We start from the raw sequence: 15966 nt of genomic DNA, 5'->3' as shown, positions 1-15966 counted from the left end.
GGAGCCGGCGGACTGGCAGGTCCGGACCACCGATGCCACGGTGGCGCTGCAGCGGGCCGGCGGGCTGAGGCTGGACCTCTACACCGCCCGGTCGGCCACGGCCGCCTCCACGGTGCGCCTGGACAACGTGTGGGCCGGTGCCCCGGGGGAGACCCCGCCGGCCGCCTGACCGCAGGCCCGCAGCGCGACCTCACCCCGGCGGGCACCCGCCGGGGTGAGGTCGCGCCCGTATGCCCCGCACGAGGGACGACACGGGTGGTCCCGCCCGGCACGATCGCTGGCGTCGGCGGGGACCACTGCCGCCGACCATGCTGGGGGGACACATGACTGATCCGACCGCGGTGGATCGCGCACGTCCCGGGGGCGCGGTATGACGGCCGCCGCCACGGTGCCGCCCATGCCGGCCGCCTCCCGGCCCGCCGACGGCGACCGCCTGGGCATCGTCGTCGTCTCCTTCGGCTCGGCCGACCTGCTGCGCCGCACCCTGGCCCCCGCCGGCCTGGCCGGCGACGACGTCGAGGTCGTGGTGGTGGACAACTTCTCCACGGCCCGGAACCGGTGCGACGTCGAGGAGCTGGGCCGGGCGCACGGCTGGCAGGTGGTCGGCATGCCCGACAACCCGGGGTTCGGTGCCGCCTGCAACGCGGGCGTCGCCGCGGCCCGACGGCTGGGCTGCGGGACCTTCCTCTTCCTCAACCCGGACGCGGTCATCACCCGGGAGGTGGTCGCCGAGCTGCGCGCGCACAGCCGACGCGAGCCGCTGGCCCTGGTGAGCCCCCTGCTGGTCGACTCGGCGGGTGCGACGGTGTTCCGGATGGGCCGTACCGACCTGCGCGACGGCCGCGCCCGCACCCGCCCCGCCGCACCGGCGGGCACGGCCAACGACCCGGGCGACTGGCTCTGCGCCGCCTGCGTCGTCGCCTCGGACGAGCTGCTGCGCCTCATCGGCGGGTTCGCCGAGGACTACTTCCTGTACTGGGAGGACGTCGACCTCGGCTTCCGCGCGCTGCGCGCCGGCGGCTCGGTGGTGCTCCGCGAGGACCTGGTGGCCGTGCACGACGAGGGCGGCACCCACGGCGGGGACCGGCGTGGCCGGGCCAAGTCTGCGCTCTACTACCGGTACAACTGCCGGAACCGGTTGCTGTTCGCCGCGCGCAACCTCGACCGGCGGGGCGTCCTCCGCTGGCTGTGGCACACCCCCGCGATCAGCTGGGACATCCTCATGCGCGGCGGGCGGCGACAGCTGCTGGCCGACCCGCGGCTGCTGTGGGCGGCCGTGGCCGGGTCGCTGTCCGGTGCCGCGCCGGCGCTGCGCGCCCTGGTCACGGGCGCCGGACGCCGATCCGCCCGGCCGGCGGTCCTCGTGGTGTCCCCGGGCGCGGAGCTCTACGGCTCCGACCGGGTGCTGCTCGAGTCCGTCGCCGCGCTCACCCGCCGCGCCGACGTCACCGTCGCCCTGCCCGGCCCCGGCCCGCTGGTCGCCGAGCTCGAGCGCTGCGGGGCGCGCGTCGCCGTCCTCCCGGTGCCGGTGCTGCGCAAGTCCGTGCTCCGGCCGGCCGGGGCACTGCGCCTGCTCCGGGACGCCGCCCTGGGGTTCCTGCCCGCCCTCGCGCTGCTGCGCCGGGCCGGCCGGGACGGCGTGCACGTCAACACCACCGTGCTGCCGTGGTGGTTGCTGCTGGCCCGCCTCGCCGGGCGGCGGTCCGTCTGCCACGTCCACGAGGCCGAGTGGCCCGGTCCCGTGCCGCTGCAGCGGCTGCTGCTGGCCCCCCTCCGGACGGCCGGCGCGGTCGTCGCCAACAGCGCCTTCACCCGCGAGGTGGTCACCGGCCTGGTGCCGGCCCTGGCCGACCGCACCACCGTGCTGGCCAACCCGGTCGCCGGCCCGCCCGTCCCGGTGCCGGGGCGGGAGCGGCTGGACGGCCCGCTGCGGCTGCTCTGCGTCGGCCGGCTCTCGCCGCGCAAGGGGACCGACGTCGCCGTCTCAGCACTCCGTGAGCTGGTCGACCGCGGCGTCGACGCCCGGCTGACGCTCGTCGGCTCGGTCTACCCCGGGTACGAGTGGTTCGAGCACCAGCTGCGGAGGACCGTGGCCGGCGCCGGGCTCGACGGCCGGGTGGAGCTGCGCGGGTTCACCCCGGACGTCTGGCCCGCGCTGGCCGACGCCGATGTCGTCCTCGTGCCCTCCGTGCTCGACGAGTCCTTCGGCAACGCCGCCGTCGAGGCGGTGCTGGCCGCCCGGCCCGTCGTGGTCAGCGCGCTGGCCGGGCTGCGGGAGGCCACCGCCGGGTACGGCAGCGCCCGCGTCGCCCCGCCGGGCAGCCCCGCGGCCTGGGCCGACGCGGTGCAGGGGGTGGTCGCCGACTGGCCCCACCTGCGGGAGGCCGCGCTCGCCGACGCCGCCGAGGCGCGCCGCCGGCACCACCCGCGGCATTACCGCGACCGGTTGGCCGACGCGGTCCTCGGCCCGCCCACCCGCCGGGCAGCCGGCGAGGTGCCCGCGTGACCGCGCGGCGTGAGCCGGCTGCGGGAACCGGCACCGTGCACGTCACCGTCGCCGTCCCCACCTACCGCCGGCCCACCGAGCTGGCTGCCCTGCTGCCCCAGCTGCTCGGCCAGGCGCGAGCGGCGACCGCTGCCGGGCGCTACGCGGTCGAGGTGCTGGTGGTCGACAACGACCCCGACCGGGCCGGTGCCGCCCCGGTCGCGGCGGTGACGGCGCCGGAGCTCCGGTACGTCGCCGAGCCCGCGCCCGGCATCGCCGCGGTGCGCAACCGCGCCCTGGACGAGGCCGCCGGGTCCCGGTTGCTGGTCTTCATCGACGACGACGAGCGGCCGGGACCCGGCTGGCTGACCCACCTGCTGGGCACCTGGGCGGCGACCGGGGCGGCTGCGGTCTCCGGTCGCGTGCTCGCCGAGTACGCCGGCGAGCTGGACCCGTGGATCCGGGCCGGCGAGTTCTTCGTCCGCCGCCGGATGCCGACCGGCACCCCGATCGAGGTCGCCGCCTGCAACAACCTGCTCCTCGACCTCGACCGGGTCCGCGCGGCGGCCCTGCGCTTCGAGACCACCCTGCCGATGGGCGGGGGAGAGGACAACCTGTTCACCCGCCGCCTGGCCCGGGCGGGCGGTCACCTGGTCTGGTGCGACGAGGCCGCCGTGGTCGACTGCGTGCCGGCCGAGCGGATGACCCGCCGGTGGGTGCTGGTCCGCGCGTGGAGCCACGGCAACGCTGCCGTCCTCACCGAGCTGCGGCTGACCGCGGGGAGCGCCGGCCGGCCGGCCGTACGCGTCCGCGGCGCTGCCCGCGGCCTGCTGCGGGTGGCTGGCGGTGCCGCGCGGTGGGCCCTGGGGCTCGCCACGCGCTCGCCGCGGCACCAGGCGCGGGGCCTGCGCGCGCTGCTGCGCGGCGCCGGCATGGTGGGCGCCGCCTGCGGGGTCGTGTACGAGGAGTACGCCCGCGGCGGTCGCCGCTGGCGGTTCGCGCCGGGAGCCGCCCGGTGACCGCGACCACGGCGACGAGGGCGGCGCTGGAGACCGCGCGCAGGACCGCCCGGCGGGCCGCGGGCACCGTGCTCGGCTCGACGGTGCAGCTGCGCACCGGCTCCCCGCACGTCGTCCTGACCTTCGACGACGGCCCCGAGCCCGGTGGCACGGACCGCGTGCTGCCCGTCCTGGCCGACGCGGGGGCGACCGCGACGTTCTTCGTGCTGATGACCCGCGTGCGGCGCTACCGCAGCCTGCTCGACGAGGTCGTCGCGGCGGGGCACGAGGTCGCGCTGCACGGCGTCGACCACCGCGCGCTGCCCACGCTGCCCCCCGTCGAGGTCGCCCGCCTCGTGCGTTCCGGCCGAGCCGAGCTCGAGGACGCGATCGACCGGCCGGTCCGCTGGTACCGCCCGCCCTACGGCCGCCAGACGGTGCGCAACTGGCGGTCGATCACCGGTGCCGGCCTCGAGCCGGTGCTGTGGGGACCCACGACGTGGGACTGGAAGGACGTCCCGAACGGCGAGCGGGTCGCCCGGGCCCAGCAGGGCGTGCGCCCCGGAGCGATCGTCCTGGCCCACGACGGCTTCGCCGGGCCGGCGGACGGCGCCTGCGACGGGCCGCCGCCCGTCCTCGACCGGGCGGAGCTCATCACCGACGTGCTGGCCGGCTGGGCCGACCGAGGGTTGGCCGCCCGGTCGCTGGGGCAGGCGCTGCAGCAGGGCGCGCTGGTCCGGGAGCCCTGGTTCCCCGGCTGACGGCCGTGCTCCCGGAGGGCCGGCGGCGCCCGGCTCAGCGGCCGCGGCCCACCATCTGCCGGCCCCACGCGACGACACCTGCCAGGTCCGACCGGACGGCGGGGACCAGCGCGGCCACGCCGTAGGTGGCCAGACCGGCCGCGGCCCCCGCGGCCAGCCGGCCGATCGAGGGCCAGGCGCCGCACCACTGCGTGACCAGCAGGCACGTCACACCGGCCGCCGTGCCGCATGCGGAGATCCGTAGCGCACCGGCCAGCAGGGCGCGGACCGGGAGCACCGTGACCCGGGAGAGCCACCAGAGCGACAACGGCCACTCCAGCAGGGCGGCGGTGGCGTAACCCGCGGCCACGCCCACCACGCCGAAGGCGCTGCCGACGGCGATGCAGGCCGCCTTGAGCGCCAGGGCCAGCACCGTGTAGCGGAAGAGCGCCGCGGACAACCCCCGCGACAGGTAGACCCACGAGCCGACGAAGGACAGGGTCTGCGCGCTGCCGGCGACGGCCAGCAGCGCGAGGACCGGGGCGACGCGGTGCCACTGGTCCCCGAGGAGCAGGTCGACGAGGGGCGCGGCCGCCCCCGCGGCCACGGCCATCGCGGCCACCAGGGGGTAGCCGAGCGCGAGCTGGCCCCGGCGCAGGTAGTCGCCGAACCGGGCCGGGTCGTCCTGCAGGCGGGCGAGCACCGGGACGGCGACCGTCGTGGCCGGGGACCGCAGCTGGTTCAGCGGGGTCATCAGCAGCTGGAACCCGCGGCTGTAGACACCCAGGTCGGCCGGGCCGGCCCGCAAGCCCAGGACCAGGTTGTCGAGGTTCTGGCCCAGGTGGTGCACGGCCTGGGTCCCGGCCACCCCGGCGCCGAAGCGCAGGAACGGCGCCAGGCCGGTCCCGCGCCGCGGGCGGCCGGGCCGCCAGCGGGCGGCGGTGACGGCCCAGGCGAGCACCAGCCCACCCTGCACCAGCTGCTGGACGACCAGCGCCCAGTAGCCGGCGCCGGCCGCGGCGGCGGTCACCGCGGCGCCGACCGCCAGCAGCTGGGCGACCAGGTCACCGGCGGCGACGGTGCCGAACCGTAGGTCCCGGCTCAGGCCGGCCCGGTACTGCGCGGAGAGGCCGTTGAGGACGAACGTGAGGGCGAGGACCTGGACGATGACCTGGAGCTCCGGTTCCCCGAAGGCAGCCGCGATGGCGCCGGACGCGCCCGCGGTCACCAGGGCGAGCACGACCCCGGCGCCCGCGCTCACCCAGAACAGGCCGTCGCGCTGCGCGGTGGTCAGCTGCGGGGCCCGGATGGTGGCCGTGGTCAGGCCGAGGTCCCGCACGACCTCCCCGACCCCGACCACCATGAGCCCGACGGCGAACAGGCCGTAGTCACGCGGGTCGAGCAGCCGGGCGAGGACGACCACGGAGGCCAGCTGCAGGAAGATGCGCCCGCCCTGCGCGGCCAGGGTGACCCCCGCGCCGCGGGCGGCGACCCGCCCGAGCCTGCCTGCTCCGGCCGGCGGCGGGGGGGACGGCTCGACAGGCGCCGTCCCGGCCGGCGCCGTGGCCGGCTCAACCGGCGGCGACATGCCGGGGCTCCTCGGGCGCGGGTGGGGCCGGGACGGCGTGGGCCTCGGCAGGGCGGGCGTACTCCACGCGCACGTGTCCGAACGCGCCTACGACGAGCCCGGCGTAGCCGGCGATGGTGCACTCCGCGCGCGCCCGTGCCGCCGTGTCCCGGCGGATGACGGCCGCGACCAGGCTCAGTGACGCCAGCCCGACCCGGGCCACCGCCCGGGCGGTCAGCACCCCGCGCAGCCGCCACCGCGCTCCCGCGCCGCCGGCCAGGTGCACCTCCGCCCGGGCCCAGGAGCTGCCGGAGCGGAGGCTGCGCTGCAGCACCCACGCCCGCGACAGCCGGGCGGCCGGGATGGACTCCACCGCCTCCGCCTCGTCGCACCAGCGGATCTCGCCTCCGCCGTGCACGAGCTGATGGGTGAACAAGGTGTCCTCGCCGCCGGTCAGGCCCAACCGCTCGTCGAACGTCAGGCCGAGTGCCCGAACCTGGTGCAGGTCCAGCAGCAGGTTCCCGGCCCCGGCCCCGGACATCCGCGCGCCGGTGACGTGGCGCGGTCGGTCGAAGAGGCCGGACCCGGCCACCCAGTCGTCGGCCGGTCCGAGCAGCCGCGCGGGGACCGGCCCGGCGACGGCCGCGCAGCCCCAGCGGGTCCACGCCCCCACCAGGGCGGCCAGCCAGGTGGGGCCCGGCAGCTCGTCGTCGTCCAGGAAGACCAGCAGGTCGGCCTCCGCGGCCTCGGCGAGGGCCCGGTTGCGGGCCGCGGAGATGCCGGGCCGGGGCTCGTGGACGTAGCGCACGCCGGCCCAGGCGGCGGCGGTCCCGGCGGCGCTGCCGTCGGGGTCGTTGTCGACCAGGAGGACGGCGGCGCGCGGGGAGACGGTGCCGGCCTGCTCGGTCAGCGCGGCGAGCAGGCCGGGGAGCTCACCGGTGCGCCGGTAGGTGAGCACGGCGACGACGACGCGCGGTTCTCGGCGGTGGTGGGTCACGCTGCCGGGGTCCTCTCCCGTGGCGGGGCGGCAACCGGCTGAGCCGGCGCGGAACGGGAGTTCCCGGGCGGCGGCCGCCGGTCGCCCTCCCGGCGGGCGGTGCCCAGGCACACCAGGACCACCACGAGCACCGCCGTGGCCGTCCACTCGAGCACGTCGAAGGAGGCGAACATCAGGACGGTGACCAGGGCGGCCGGCCGGCTTTCGCGGGGCCCGCGCAGCAGCCCGGTCACCACGGCGGCGACCAGGGCGAGGGCACCGATCAGCCCGGCGACGGCGAAGGTGGCCACCAGCTGGTTGTCGACGGCGAAGAAGCCGTCGAGCTGGAGCAGCCGCGCGGCGAAGAGATCCGGCAGCGACCCCTGCCCGCTGCCGACGAGCGTCTGGACCAGGGGCCGGTCGGCCAACCGCACCGCCGCGTCCAGCGCGGCCAGCCGGTGGGTCAGCGACCCGGTGCCCTCGAGGCCGGCGACCACCCCCAGCTCGGCCGTCCGGAGCGCCAGCAGCGCACCGGTCAGCGCGAGGACGGCGGCCGCTCGCCACGCGGCGCCGATCCGCAGGACGCCGGGTGCCAGCACCGCGACCAGCAGGGCGACCCCCAGGGCCAGGGCGGCACTGCGGCTGCCCGACAGGGCCACCCCGTAGCAGGAGGCGGCTCCCGCGGCGATCCGGACCGGCAGCCGCCAGCCGGTGAGGCGCGGTGCGCAGAGCGCGGCGGCGGCGGCCATCAGGGTGCCGAACGGGATGGGGTGGGCCATCGTGCCGGTGGACCGCCCGCCGAGGGCCGCCACCAGCGAGTTGGTGCCGAACGTCGTCCCCGGGACGCCCTGGTAGCCCCAGGGCGCCGGCATCCCGAGCAGGGAGCTGGCCATCGCCACCGCCAGCTGCACCATCGCCAGGAGCACCACGCCACGCGCCAGCAGCGCTGCGTCGGCGCGTCCGCACGAGGCCGCGAGCAGCGCACACCCCACGAGCAGCAGCGCCCGCGCCCCGTTCGCGGAGAGCTCGGCCAGCGTGCCGTAGTGCGGCGAGGCCACCAGGCCGCACGCGAGGACGACACCCAGCAGCCCCACCGGGGCGCTGACCCGCAGGGCGCGGGCATGCCACCACACGGCGTTGGCCACCACGGCCAGCAACGCCGCGGTCAGCCCCCACGTGAGCTTCGGGGCGGCCACGAGGGACGGGACAGCCGTCCACGTGGCCAGGACCAGGACGAGCACCGGGCCCGGCCGGGTCAGCAGAGGGCCCGGGGAACCGGCACCCGTGTCGCGCACGGCCGCGGTCGGTGGCATGGCCGCGGTGATCACCGGCCCAGTCTGGGGGCGGGCCGGGCGGGGACGTCCGTCGTCCGGGGAGGCCACCACCCGGAAGGGGGAGCCGCGCCGCGGCCGCCGTCACCGGCTCGCCCGCGCGCCGGCCGGCTCACCACTTCGGGTTGCCCGCACGCCGGCGGAGCAGGCCCGACGCCCGATCTGACCTAGCTTTCGACCGGCAGCGGATCCGGCCGCGACCGCGATCCGCGCGGTCCAGAGCGGGACCGGACCGGCTGCCGGCCGACACCTGGGGGAGAGTTCATGAGCCTGCACGACTACCTGCAGATGCTGCGCCGGCGCTGGCGCTGGGTGGCCGCGGCGACCCTGACCGGCGTCGTCGTCGCGCTGACGGGGTCGCTGCTCGCGACGCCCACGTACCAGTCGACGAGCAGCCTGTTCTTCTCCCTGCGGTTCGGCAGCTCCGCGGACGACCTGGCCGCCGGTGCCACGTTCGCGCAGGGACAGGTGGACTCCTTCGCCCTGCTGGCGGGCACCCCGGCCGTGCTGGAGCCGGTGATCGAGGAGCTCGACCTCGACACGACCGCCCGGGTGCTGGCCCGCCAGGTGTCCACCGAGGTCGTTCCCGAGACCGTCGTCGTCGAGGTCAGCGTGAGCGACCCCAGCCCCCGGCGCGCGGCCGAGATCGCCAACGCCGTCACCGACCAGCTGATCGCCACGGTCGGGGACCTGGCGCCCCCCGGCGACGACGGCGCGCCGACGGTCGAGGCCACCGTCATCGCGCCGGCCACCCCGCCGACCCAGCCGGCCACCCCGCGCACGGCGCTGAACGTGGCCGTCGGGCTGATCGCGGGCCTGATCATCGGGACGCTCGCCGCGCTGGCCCGCGACCTCACCGACACCCGGGTGCGCACCGCCGAGGATCTGGCGCGCGTCACGGACCTGCCGCTGCTGGCCGGGCTGGACACCCCGCCGGGTACCGGCGACCGGCGCGACCTCGTCGTCGTCACGGCCCCCCGCAGCGCGCAGGCCGAGGCGTTCCGCGCACTGCGCACCAGCGTCCAGTTCCTGGCCCGGCCGGGCCAGGCGCTGACCCTGCTGGTGACCTCCGCCCGGCCGGCCGAGGGCAAGTCGACGGTGGCGGCGAACCTGGCCCTGACCCTCGCCGAGTCCGGGCAGCGGGTGGCGCTGGTCGACGCCGACCTCCGGCGCCCGTCGATGGCCGACACCTTCGACCTCGAGGGCCGGGCCGGGCTGACCTCGGTGCTCATCGGCCAGGCCGAGCTCGACGACGTCCTGCAGGAGTGGGGCGGCTCCGGCCTGCGGGTGCTCACCAGCGGCCCCCTTCCGCCCAACCCCAGCGAGCTGCTCGCCTCACCGGCCATGGCCGAGCTGCTGGACGGGCTCGGGGCGACGCACGACGTGGTGGTCGTGGACACGGCGCCGCTGCTTCCGGTCACCGACGCGGTCGTCCTGTCCCGGATCACGGCCGCCACGCTGGTCGTCGGGGACGCCAGCCGCACCCGCCGGCCGGTGCTCGGCCAGGCGCTGGCCCTCCTCGAGCGGGCCGGTGCCCGCCTCGCCGGCGTGGTCCTCACCCACGTCCCCCACCGCCGCAACGACGTCTACGGCTACGAGTCGCTGGACCCGGCGGAGGCCGGTGGCCCGGCGGCGCCCGGCTCCGGGGCGGCGGTCGTCCGGCAGCCGCGTCGTCCGGCCGTCCCGTCGTCGCGGTGACCTCGGCGGTGGTGGGGCCCGGTCCGGGGGCGCCGCGGGTCTCGGTGCTCGTGCTGTGCACCGGGAACGTCTGCCGGTCGCCCGCGGCCGAGCTGCTGCTGGCCGACCGGCTGCGGAGCACCGGCGTGACCGTGGTCAGCGCCGGCACCCGCGCCCTGGTCGGCAGACCCGTGCACGAGTCGATGGCCGCGCTGCTGCGGGCGGCCGGGGTCGAGCCGCACCCCTTCGCCGCCCGGGCGCTGGTCCCCGAGCAGCTGCGCGCCGCCGACCTGGTGCTGGTGATGGCCCGCGAGCACCGGGCCGCGGCCGTGGAGGTGGCCCCGTCGGCCGTCCGCCGCACCCTGCTGCTGGTCGAGGCGGCCGCTGTCGCCACCGCGGCCGCCGCCGACGGCTGGCCCGGGGTCCACGCCGCGGACGCGGCGGCCCGGCTGGCCGCCCTGCCGGGCCTGGCGCCGCGCTACCGCCGGCCCTCCGGAGCAGCCCACGGGGAGGTCCCGGACCCGTACCGGCGCTCCGAGGAGGACTACCGCGGCGCCCTCACGCTGATCCGGGAGGCCGTCGACCGGCTCACCGGTGCCGTCACGAGCCCGGCCGCGGACGACCGCACCGGCCTCCCCGCGCCGGCTTCCCCTTTCGAGGGAACGGCCGTCCGGGGTGGTGACGACCGGTCGCCGGCGTTGGTCGACTGGGGAGCGGGTCCGATGGGACGACAGGCGGGGGAACGAGACTGATGACGGTGGTCGGCTACGCACCCGGTGCCTACGACCTGTTCCACATCGGGCACCTGAACATCCTCCGGCACGCGGCGCAGCACTGCGATCGGCTCATCGCGGGCGTGGTGTCCGACGAGATGCTGCTGCAGAGCAAGGGCCGGCTGCCGGTCATCCCCCTCGCCGAGCGGATGGAGATCGTGGGCAACCTCCGGTTCGTCGACGCGGTCCACGCCGAGGTGGTTCCCGACAAGCTGGAGACCTGGCACGAGGTCCGGTTCGACGTGATCTTCAAGGGCGACGACTGGCGAGGCACTCCCAAGGGGGAGAAGCTCGAGCGCGACTTCGCCACGGTCGGCGTGGAGGTGCGCTACTTCCCCTACACGGTGCACACGTCCAGCACCGTGCTGCGCCGGGCCCTGGCCGCGCTGGAGGACCGGTCGGCCGCCCCGCTGCTCGCCGGCCCCCGGGACGGTCGCCGGTGAGTGCCCTCGGGCACGGCCCCGTCGTGGCGGGTGCCGGTCCGCGGCTGCGGATCCCCCCGGTGCTCATGTACCACTCGATCAGCCCCTCGCGGCTGCCGGACCCGCACCGGGTGCGGGTGCACCCCGCGCGGCTGGCGCGGCACCTGCGGACGCTGCGCCGGCTGGGCCTGCGCGGCGTCTCGCTGCGGGAGCTGGTGCGTGCCCACGACGAGGGCCGCGCGGACGGCCTGGTGGGGCTGACGTTCGACGACGGCTACGCCGACTTCCTCGGGCACGCCGTTCCGGTCCTGGAGCGGTACGGCATGACCGCGACGCTCTACGTCGTCGCCGGGCGGCTCGGCGGGACCAACGCCTGGGACGACGGCCCGCGCCTGGACCTGCTGGACTCCGACGGGGTCCGCGCCGTGGCCGCCGCCGGGCACGAGGTGGGCAGCCACACGCTCCACCACGTGCGCTTGTCCGGCGCCGGCCCCGCCACGCTGGCCGAGGAGGTCGGCCGCAGCCGGCGGGTCCTCGAGGACGTGCTGCAGGCCGAGGTCCACGGCTTCTGCTACCCGTGGGGCGACTTCGACCAGGCGGCCGCCGACGCCGCCCGCGCCGCGGGGTACGACCACGCCTGCGTCACCGGCGACTACCTGCCCGGTGACCGCTTCACCCTGCCCCGGTCCTACATCGCGCCGACGGACACCGGCCCGCACCTGCTCGCCAAGCTCGCCCGCCACCACGTGCGGCTGCGGAGAGGGCCGTCCGGGCCGGTCGGGTGAGTGCACCGCCGGATTGCCGTCCCTGCTCGACCTCCCCGGGTCCGCCGTGAGCTGACCGGTTCGCCGGCGTGGGTGCAGCGCGGCGGTGCCGGCCGCACCGGGACTAACCTGGCAGGAGCGGCCCCCCGCGCACCCGGCGCGACGTGTGTGGCCCCCGGCCTCAGGAGTGGCAGTTCCGTGACGCTGCGCGGCGTGCTCGACGTCGTCCTCACCGACCCTGCGATGGCCCGCGTGGTCGCGACCGCGGGGAGCGCCGAGCTCGCCGTGACCGCGCCTCCACCGGTGCAGCCGCTGGTCGCCGCGGCGCTGGCCGCTCCCGGTGGCGCCGGGGTCCCCGTGCTGGTGGTCACCGCCGGCGAGCGGGACGCGGACGCGACCGCGGACCTCCTCCGCTGCTTCGTGCCGGACCGGCGGATCGAGGTCTTCCCGGCGTGGGAGACGCTGCCGCACGAGCGCCTTAGCCCGCGCGCGGACACCGTCGGCCGGCGGCTGGCGATCCTGCGCGACCTCACCCACCCGGGCGCCAACGGCACGATCGACGTGCTGGTCGCCCCCGTCCGGAGCGTCCTGCAGCCGCTCTCCCCGGGGCTCGGCGACCTGACGCCGGTGGAGCTGAAGCCGGGGGACGGCGCCGAGCTCGACGACATCGCCCGGGCACTGTCCGACGCCGCCTACACCCGGGTGGAGCTGGTCGAGAAGCGCGGCGAGTTCGCCGTCCGCGGTGGCCTGCTCGACGTCTTCCCGCCCACCGAGCCGCACCCGGTGCGGGTGGAGTTCTGGGGCGACGAGGTCGACGAGCTGCGCTACTTCTCCGCCGCCGACCAGCGCTCGCTCGACGAGCGCCCCGACCGCCTCTGGGCACCGCCGTGCCGGGAGCTGCTGCTGACCGACGAGGTGCGCGCCCGCGCCGCCGCGCTCGCGGTCGAGCACCCCGGGCTGATCGAGGTCCTGGGCAAGCTCGCCGAGGGCATCGCCGTCGAGGGCATGGAGTCGCTGACCCCCGCGCTCATCGGGGACGCCGCCATGCAGCTGCTCACCGACCTGGTGCCCGCGGGCACGCACGTCCTGGTCTGCGATCCCGAGCGGGTGCGCAGCCGGGCGGCCGACCTGGTGCGCACCGCCGAGGAGTTCCTCGCCGCGTCGTGGGCGACGGCGGCCGAGGCGGGGGAGGCCCCCCTGGACCTGGGGGCGTCGTCCTTCCGCGACCTCGCCGACGTGGAGACCGCCGCCCGCACCCGCGGGCTGCCGTGGTGGACCACCGGGGCGTGGGGTGGGCTGGGTGGTGACGGAGTCGAGGACGACGAGCACCAGGTCACCCTGGACGCGGTCCCCGTCGAGCGGTTCCACGGCGACCAGGGCGCCGCCGTCGAGCGGATGCGGGGCTGGCACCGCGACGGGTGGCGGGTCGTCGTCACCTTCGCCGGCCCCGGCCCGGCCCAGCGCGCCGCCGACCAGTTCACCGAGGCCGACCTCGGCGTCCGGCTGGTGCCCGACGTCGCCGGCCCCCCCGACGCCGGCCTCACCCACGTCACCCAGGGCAACCTGGAGACCGGGTTCGCCTTCCCGGGCGTGGGGCTGGCGCTGCTCACCGAGCACGACCTCACCGGGCAGCGCGGCACCTCGATGCGCGACGCGGTGAAGATGCCCGCGCGGCGGCGGAACGCCGTCGACCTGGTGCAGCTGCAGCCCGGCGACCTCGTCGTCCACGAGCAGCACGGCGTCGGCCGCTACATCGAGATGATCAGCCGCACCGTCAACGGTGGGCAGCGCGACTACCTGATCGTCGAGTACGCCCCCTCGCGGCGGAACCAGCCGCCGGACCGGTTGTTCGTGCCCACCGACGCGCTGGACCAGCTGACCCGCTACGTCGGTGGCGAGGCCCCGGCGCTCTCCAAGCTCGGCGGCGCCGACTGGCAGAAGACCAAGAGCTCGGCGCGCAAGGCGGTCAAGCAGATCGCCGGCGAGCTGATCCGGCTGTACTCCGCGCGGATGGCCACCCAGGGGCACGCCTTCGGACCGGACACCGTCTGGCAGCGCGAGCTGGAGGACGCCTTCCCGTTCCAGGAGACGCCCGACCAGCTGGCCGCGATCGACGAGGTCAAGGCCGACATGCAGCAGACGGTGCCGATGGACCGGATCATCTGCGGCGACGTCGGCTACGGGAAGACCGAGATCGCGATCCGGGCCGCGTTCAAGGCGGTGCAGGACGGCAAGCAGGTCGCCGTCCTGGTGCCGACGACCCTGCTGGCCAACCAGCACTTCAAGACGTTCTCCGAGCGGGTCGCCCAGTTCCCGGTGACGGTGAAGGTGCTCTCCCGGTTCCAGTCGGACAAGGAGACCACCGAGATCCTCCGGCAGCTGGCGGCCGGGGACATCGACATCCTGGTCGGCACCCACCGGCTGCTGCAGCCGACGACCCGGTGGAAGGACCTCGGGCTGGTCATCGTCGACGAGGAGCAGCGCTTCGGCGTCGAGCACAAGGAGTACCTGAAGACGATGCGGACGGCGGTCGACGTCCTGTCGATGTCGGCCACCCCGATCCCGCGCACCCTGGAGATGAGCCTCACCGGCATCCGCGAGATGTCGACGATCCTCACCCCGCCCGAGGAGCGGCACCCGGTGCTCACCTACGTGGGCGCCTGGAACGACAAGCAGATGGCCGCCGCGATTCGCCGGGAGCTGCTGCGCGACGGCCAGGTGTTCGTGATCCACAACCGGGTGCAGTCGATCGACAAGGCGGCGGCGAAGATCCGCTCCCTGGTGCCCGAGGCCCGCATCGCCGTCGGCCACGGGCAGATGAAGGAGCACGAGCTCGAGCGGATCATGGTCGGCTTCTGGGAGAAGGAGTACGACGTCCTGGTCGCGACGACGATCGTCGAGTCCGGCCTGGACATCCCGAACGCCAACACCCTGATCGTCGACCGCGCCGACACCTTCGGCCTCTCCCAGCTGCACCAGATCCGCGGCCGCGTCGGCCGGGGGCGGGAGCGGGCCTACGCCTACTTCACCTACGACCCGACCCGCACGCTCACCGAGACCTCGGTCGACCGGCTGACCACCATCGCGAACAACACCGACCTCGGCGCCGGCATGGCGGTGGCGATGAAGGACCTGGAGATCCGCGGCTCGGGCAACCTGCTCGGCGGCGAGCAGTCCGGGCACATCGCCGGCGTCGGCTTCGACCTCTACGTCCGGCTGGTCGGCGAGGCCGTGGCCGACTACCGGGCGCAGGTCACCGGCGAGGAGGTGCCCGCCGAGCCGGTGGAGGTCCGCGTCGACCTGCCGGTGGACGCCCACCTGCCGCACGACTACGTGCCCGGCGAGCGGCTGCGCATGGAGGCCTACCGGAAGGTCGCCTCGATCCAGGACGACGAGCAGGCGCAGGCCGTGCTCGACGAGCTCACCGACCGCTACGGCGCCCCGCCGGCACCGGTGCTCAACCTGCTGGCCGTGGCCCGCTTCCGGGTCGCGATGCGGTCGCTCGGGATCACCGAGGTCTCGCTGCAGGGCCGCACCATCCGGGTCGGCCCGGTCGACCTGCCGGAGTCCAAGCAGATGCGGCTGGCCCGGCTGGCCGACGGCGCCTCCTACAAGGCGGCCGTGCGGATGATCTCGCTCAAGGTGCCGGTGGGCCCGGACCGGCGGACGCCGCTGCGCGACGTCGCCCTGCTGGAGAACCTGCACGCGACGCTGAAGGCGGTGCTCGACCAGCCCGTGGCCGCGGCCTCCTGACGCGCTCTCCGGGGGCGGGAGGTGGAGCGACTCAGCGGAGCGTGGCGGACACCCGGTCGGCCAGGGTGCCGACGTGCGCGGCGCTCAGCATGCCGATCCGGTCGTCGTCGATGTCCCCGTGGTGGCCGGGAACGGCGAGCACCGTGAGGCGTCCGGCGCGCCGGCGCCAGGCCTGCAGCGTGTGCCGCAGGGGCCGCCGTGAGCCCTCCGCCAGGTAGAAGGTGACGGCGCCGTCGAACCACCCCGGCACGTAGGCGTCCGAGACCGCCTCGGACCCGAGGAAGAAGCCGAGCTCGGCATCGGGCACCGCCGACGGCGGCGGCGCCGCCGCGCTGCCACGGAACCGGCGCGCGACGTCCAGCAGCAGCCGCCCGGTGCGGAGCGTCCGCAGCCGGGGGGGGGGGGGGGGGGGGGGGCGCGGGGCGGGGGGGGGGGGGGGGGGGGGGGGGGGGGGGGGGGGGGGGGGGGGGGGGGGGGGGG

Annotated in this window: 12 protein-coding genes; 8 read left to right on the top strand and 4 right to left on the bottom strand. The window is 76.6% G+C overall.

Going from position 1 to position 15966, the window contains the following annotated elements; genetic code table 11:
• Nucleotides 1–397: 397 nt before the first annotated feature.
• Genes ACI790_RS19805 through ACI790_RS19795 form a run of 3 tightly spaced genes read left to right on the top strand, consistent with a single transcriptional unit; the run spans nucleotide 398 to nucleotide 4244 of the window.
• On the top strand, nucleotides 398–2506 hold the full coding sequence (locus ACI790_RS19805) for a glycosyltransferase (protein WP_456571506.1): 2109 nt from the start codon (nucleotides 398–400) through the stop codon (nucleotides 2504–2506).
• Nucleotides 2503–3504 (top strand): glycosyltransferase family 2 protein, encoded by a 1002-nt coding sequence (locus tag ACI790_RS19800; protein ID WP_456571505.1) that lies wholly within the window; start codon nucleotides 2503–2505, stop codon nucleotides 3502–3504. The genes ACI790_RS19805 and ACI790_RS19800 overlap by 4 nt, the downstream gene beginning before the upstream one ends.
• On the top strand, nucleotides 3501–4244 hold the full coding sequence (locus ACI790_RS19795; protein ID WP_456571504.1) for a polysaccharide deacetylase family protein: 744 nt from the start codon (nucleotides 3501–3503) through the stop codon (nucleotides 4242–4244). Before ACI790_RS19800 ends, ACI790_RS19795 begins: the two co-directional genes overlap by 4 nt.
• A 34-nt stretch (nucleotides 4245–4278) precedes the next feature.
• On the opposite strand, the gene ACI790_RS19790 is transcribed toward ACI790_RS19795, so the two are convergent.
• The 3 genes from ACI790_RS19790 to ACI790_RS19780 are packed head-to-tail and all read right to left on the bottom strand — an operon-like array spanning nucleotide 4279 to nucleotide 8094.
• Nucleotides 4279–5811 carry a lipopolysaccharide biosynthesis protein gene (locus tag ACI790_RS19790; protein WP_456571503.1) on the bottom strand — a complete coding sequence of 511 codons (1533 nt, stop codon included), beginning with the start codon at nucleotides 5809–5811 and terminating at the stop codon, nucleotides 4279–4281.
• Complete coding sequence (locus ACI790_RS19785; RefSeq protein ID WP_456571502.1) at nucleotides 5795–6787, bottom strand: glycosyltransferase family 2 protein; 993 nt, start codon at nucleotides 6785–6787, stop codon at nucleotides 5795–5797. Before ACI790_RS19785 ends, ACI790_RS19790 begins: the two co-directional genes overlap by 17 nt.
• Nucleotides 6784–8094 (bottom strand): hypothetical protein, encoded by a 1311-nt coding sequence (locus tag ACI790_RS19780; RefSeq protein WP_456571501.1) that lies wholly within the window; start codon nucleotides 8092–8094, stop codon nucleotides 6784–6786. The genes ACI790_RS19785 and ACI790_RS19780 overlap by 4 nt, the downstream gene beginning before the upstream one ends.
• A gap of 267 nt (nucleotides 8095–8361) precedes the next feature.
• On the opposite strand from ACI790_RS19780, the gene ACI790_RS19775 reads away from it, so the two are divergent.
• From ACI790_RS19775 to mfd, 5 genes are all read left to right on the top strand, one after another.
• Complete coding sequence (locus ACI790_RS19775) at nucleotides 8362–9795, top strand: polysaccharide biosynthesis tyrosine autokinase (protein WP_456571500.1); 1434 nt, start codon at nucleotides 8362–8364, stop codon at nucleotides 9793–9795.
• Nucleotides 9792–10526, top strand: a complete 735-nt coding sequence (locus tag ACI790_RS19770; protein WP_456571499.1) for an arsenate reductase/protein-tyrosine-phosphatase family protein — start codon at nucleotides 9792–9794, stop codon at nucleotides 10524–10526. The genes ACI790_RS19775 and ACI790_RS19770 overlap by 4 nt, the downstream gene beginning before the upstream one ends.
• On the top strand, nucleotides 10526–10990 hold the full coding sequence (locus ACI790_RS19765; protein WP_456571498.1) for an adenylyltransferase/cytidyltransferase family protein: 465 nt from the start codon (nucleotides 10526–10528) through the stop codon (nucleotides 10988–10990). The genes ACI790_RS19770 and ACI790_RS19765 overlap by 1 nt, the downstream gene beginning before the upstream one ends.
• Nucleotides 10987–11754 carry a polysaccharide deacetylase family protein gene (locus ACI790_RS19760; protein ID WP_456571497.1) on the top strand — a complete coding sequence of 256 codons (768 nt, stop codon included), beginning with the start codon at nucleotides 10987–10989 and terminating at the stop codon, nucleotides 11752–11754. The genes ACI790_RS19765 and ACI790_RS19760 overlap by 4 nt, the downstream gene beginning before the upstream one ends.
• A gap of 177 nt (nucleotides 11755–11931) precedes the next feature.
• A complete protein-coding gene (gene mfd, locus ACI790_RS19755) occupies nucleotides 11932–15486 on the top strand; it encodes a transcription-repair coupling factor (protein ID WP_456571496.1) in 3555 nt (1184 codons plus the stop codon).
• Nucleotides 15487–15517: 31 nt separating this feature from the next.
• On the opposite strand, the gene ACI790_RS19750 is transcribed toward mfd, so the two are convergent.
• Nucleotides 15518–15793: a hypothetical protein gene (locus ACI790_RS19750; protein WP_456571495.1), complete on the bottom strand. Its 276-nt coding sequence runs from the start codon at nucleotides 15791–15793 to the stop codon at nucleotides 15518–15520.
• Nucleotides 15794–15966 lie beyond the last annotated feature (173 nt).

The sequence above is a fragment of the Blastococcus sp. SYSU DS0539 genome, from assembly GCF_054050855.1.
The sequence above is the reverse complement of the archived record's forward strand: the minus strand, read 5'-3'. Positions and strand labels throughout refer to the sequence as shown.

Bases quoted from the DNA above. Each gene is read 5' to 3' on its own strand.
- ACI790_RS19790 (WP_456571503.1), bottom strand. From the start codon at position 5,811: ATGTCGCCGCCGGTTGAGCCGGCCACGGCGCCGGCCGGGACGGCGCCT.
- ACI790_RS19775 (WP_456571500.1), top strand. From the start codon at position 8,362: ATGAGCCTGCACGACTACCTGCAGATGCTGCGCCGGCGCTGGCGCTGG.
- ACI790_RS19805 (WP_456571506.1), top strand. From the start codon at position 398: ATGCCGGCCGCCTCCCGGCCCGCCGACGGCGACCGCCTGGGCATCGTC.
- ACI790_RS19765 (WP_456571498.1), top strand. From the start codon at position 10,526: ATGACGGTGGTCGGCTACGCACCCGGTGCCTACGACCTGTTCCACATC.